At 72.6% G+C, this 3,247-nt stretch carries 3 protein-coding genes; 1 reads left to right on the top strand and 2 read right to left on the bottom strand.

Features of this window, described 5'->3' with window-relative positions; translation table 11 throughout:
* Positions 1-157 precede the first annotated feature (157 nt).
* Positions 158-1,834: an alkaline phosphatase D family protein gene (locus IE249_RS01025; protein ID WP_189702838.1), complete on the bottom strand. Its 1,677-nt coding sequence runs from the start codon at positions 1,832-1,834 to the stop codon at positions 158-160.
* 68 nt (positions 1,835-1,902) lie between these two features.
* Complete coding sequence (locus IE249_RS01030; RefSeq protein ID WP_189702839.1) at positions 1,903-2,547, bottom strand: HNH endonuclease family protein; 645 nt, start codon at positions 2,545-2,547, stop codon at positions 1,903-1,905.
* Positions 2,548-3,023: 476 nt separating this feature from the next.
* On the opposite strand from IE249_RS01030, the gene IE249_RS35765 reads away from it, so the two are divergent.
* Positions 3,024-3,247: TMEM165/GDT1 family protein (locus IE249_RS35765; RefSeq protein WP_229857154.1), on the top strand; the 224-nt coding region annotated here is incomplete at its 3' end.

Raw genomic sequence — 3,247 nt, forward strand, 5'->3', positions numbered from 1 at the left:
GGTCAGGCCGCCGAGGCCGGTGAGGCCGGTCATGCGGGGTCTCCTTCGGGTCGGAACGGTCCGCTGGGGACCGGTGGGGGGACAGATCCGAACAGGTGACCAGGTTAGGTGTGCCTCACTGGTGCTTGCAAGTTCAACATTCGGCCATCGGTCGCCGTCAGCGCGGGGTCAGTTCGTACTCGGTCACGGTCTCCAGCCGTGCGCGCCCACCCCCGTTTCCGTCCCCGTTCCCGCTCCCGTTTCCGCCACCGGCCCTCCGGGCCCGCTCCAGCCGCAGCCGCGCCGAACGCCCGCGCAGGGTGAGCGTCATGAGCTGGTTGCCGAACCACGGCCCGCCCGTCCTGCGCCAGGTCACGGGCGGCTCGGCGCAGCGCCCGTGCCGGGCGAGCCACCGGCCGATAACGCGCCCCGGGGCGCTCCAGCCGAAGCGGAATGCCAGCCGGATGGACAGCGGCACGGAGTTGTGGACCGGCGAGCAGGTGAGCTGCACGACCCGGGAGTCCACGGAGCGCGAGCGCCAGGCGGGCTCGGCGGCGTAGGCGTGGTGGACGTCACCGGAGAGCACGGCGATCGTCGCGGGCGCCACCGGCCCCGAGCCGGCTTCGGCGAGCAGTCCGGCCAGCGCGGCGAAGGACTCCGGGAACGCCGCCCAGTGCTCCAGATCGGCGCCCCGCCGCAGCCGCTCGCCCAGACGCGCCCAGTGCGCGCCGCGCACGCCCCGGCACATGGCCGCGTCCCAGGCTTCGGTGTCGTGCACGAGCGGGGGCAGCAGCCACGGGAGCGAGGTGCCGACGAGCAGGTGGTCGCAGGGGGAGCGGTCGTCGAGGGCCTGGGCGCGCAGCCAGGCCGCCTCGCCCTCGTCGAGCATGGACCGGTCGTCCTCGTCCAGGACCCGGGCCGCCCGTGAGTCCACCATCAGCAGCCGGACCCGGCCGAAGTCGCGGCGGTAGCTCCAGCGGACCGTGGCGGAATCGGCGTCGGCCCCGGCGGCGAAGGCGCGCAGCGCGTCGGTGCCGTCGGGGGTGGCCCGTACGGCGGCGTAGACGGGGTCGGCGGCCAGTTCGGCGGGGGAGAGGTTGCCCAGGTGCTGGTGCACCCAGTACGACATCAGGCCGCTCAGCAGCCGCTCCTGCCACCAGTCGGTGGTGCGCATGTCGGCGAGCCAGGCGGCGGAGGTGTTCCAGTCGTCCACGACGTCGTGGTCGTCGAAGATCATGAAACTGGGCACGGTGGACAGCAGCCACCGCACCTGGGGGTCGAGCCAGGACTCGTAGTAGAGGTGGGTGTATTCCTCGTAGTCGGCGACCTGGTCGCCCGGCGGACTGGTCAGGCCGCGGCGGGCGGCGAGGTAGCGGCGGGTGGCCTCGGAGGTCTCGTCGGCGTAGACCTGGTCGCCGAGCAGGAGCAGGACGTCGGGGCGCTCGGCGGCGGGGTCGGCGGCGATGCGGGTGGCGAGCGTGTCGAGCGCGTCGGGACCGACCGGGTCGCTGCCCTTCGCGGGTGGCGCGGCCCAGCGGCAGGAGCCGAACACGATCCGCAGGCCGTCGTCCGGGGCGGGTGTGGCGATGACCGACGGCGGGAAGCCGTCGCCGGGAGGCGGCCAGACGCGGGCGCCGTCGAGCGTCACCTCGTACGGTACGGCCGTGCCGGGGGTCAGTCCGGTCACCTCGACGAGGGCGTAGTGGTGGCCCTCGATCTGGAAGGTGCGGGCGGTGCCGCCGGCGCCGCCGGGGCAGCGGACCTGCGCGGTGCAGGGCCGGCTCGCCTCCAGCCATACGGTCGCGGACGACCCGTCGGCGTACCTCAGCAGTGGTCCCAGGCGCAGTCCCGGCACGGTGATCGCCCTCCTCCGTCGGCTCGTACCGTATTGAACGACGGGGGAGGGCGGACAGACTCCGGCGATCAGCAGTTGGCGAGGTAGCCCTGGAGCGCGCTCTTCTCCGCGGAGTCGACCGAGAGCTTGTAGTAGTACTTCACCTGCACCCAGGCGCGGACGTAGGTGCAGAGGTACGCCGAGCGGGACGGCACCCAGGTGGCCGGGTCCTGGTCGCCCTTGGCCTGGTTGACGTTGTCGGTGACGGCGATGAGCTGGGGCCGGGTCAGGTCGTTGGCGAACGCCTGGCGCTGGGCGGTGGTCCACTTGCTCGCGCCGGAGTCCCAGGCCTCGGCGAGCGGCACGAGGTGGTCGATGTCGAGGTCGGAGGCCGCGTTCCAGGTGGCGCCGTCGTAGGGGGAGTACCAGCTGCCACTGGTGGCGGCGCAGGAGGAGTCGGTGACGACGTTCGAGCCGTCCCGCTTGAGGACGGTCTCGCGCGTGTTGCAGGAGCCGCTGATGGTGATCCAGTGCGGGAAGAGGTCGCGGCTGTAGCCGGTGCGGTTCTCCGTGGCCACGGTGAGGGAGGCGAGGTAGCCGCGCGCGGTGGCGGCGCTGACCGGGGTGGGCAGGGCGGCGGAAGCGGCGGGGGAGTTGAAGAGGGCGGCGGAGGCTGTCAGGCCGGTGAGGGCCGCGAGTATGCTCAGCCGTCGACGCGCGTAGAACCTGGTCATGCGAACTCCCTTGTGGGGTGGGGGTGTCGGGCGCGGGCGAGGGAATGCTCGCGGCGCCGCGTTGCGGGGAGGTGAGTGTCCGGTAAGAAGCTAGTGACATGCGCATGACACGACAAGAGATGCGGCGGGGTTGTTGACGAGTTCACGGCGGGATTGGCGGCGGTTCACGGCGGTTCACGGCGGGACCGGTGGCCGCGGCACAGCGGGATTCGTGGGCCGGTCCGCGTCGCGTACCATGGACGGCGCAGAAGGGGAGTAGCCCTTTGCCGGACCGTCGACATACTGCTCAGCCAGCCTGAGCCGGCGCCCGGAGGCGGGTCCCGTGGGGACCGGCCGGCGAGACCTTCGGCAAGCAGTGCACGCCCGTGCCGTACGGCACCGGGCCGACCGCGCGCTGCCCTGCCGAGGCGTCCTGCCGGACAGAACGCACAGTCGCAGCACTCTCGGCGGGGTGGCCCCCGACCGATTGAGGAACAGTGATCACCTTCAGCGTCCTGGCGCTCGTCTTCGGCGTCGTCTTCCTGGCCGAGCTGCCGGACAAGACGGCGCTCGCCGGGCTCGTGCTCGGCACCCGTTACCGCGCCTCGTACGTCTTCGCCGGTGTCGCCGCCGCCTTCCTGCTGCACGTGGTGCTCGCCGTGGCGGCGGGCAGCGCGCTGACCCTGCTGCCGCAACGGATCGTGCACGCGCTGACCGGTGT

Origin of the sequence: Streptomyces anandii JCM 4720 (assembly GCF_014650655.1) — a bacterium.
Classification (GTDB): domain Bacteria; phylum Actinomycetota; class Actinomycetes; order Streptomycetales; family Streptomycetaceae; genus Streptomyces; species Streptomyces anandii.

What these genes read in the sequence shown, in the direction of transcription:
- IE249_RS01030 (WP_189702839.1), bottom strand. Translation starts at nt 2,547, where the DNA reads ATGACCAGGTTCTACGCGCGTCGACGGCTGAGCATACTCGCGGCCCTC.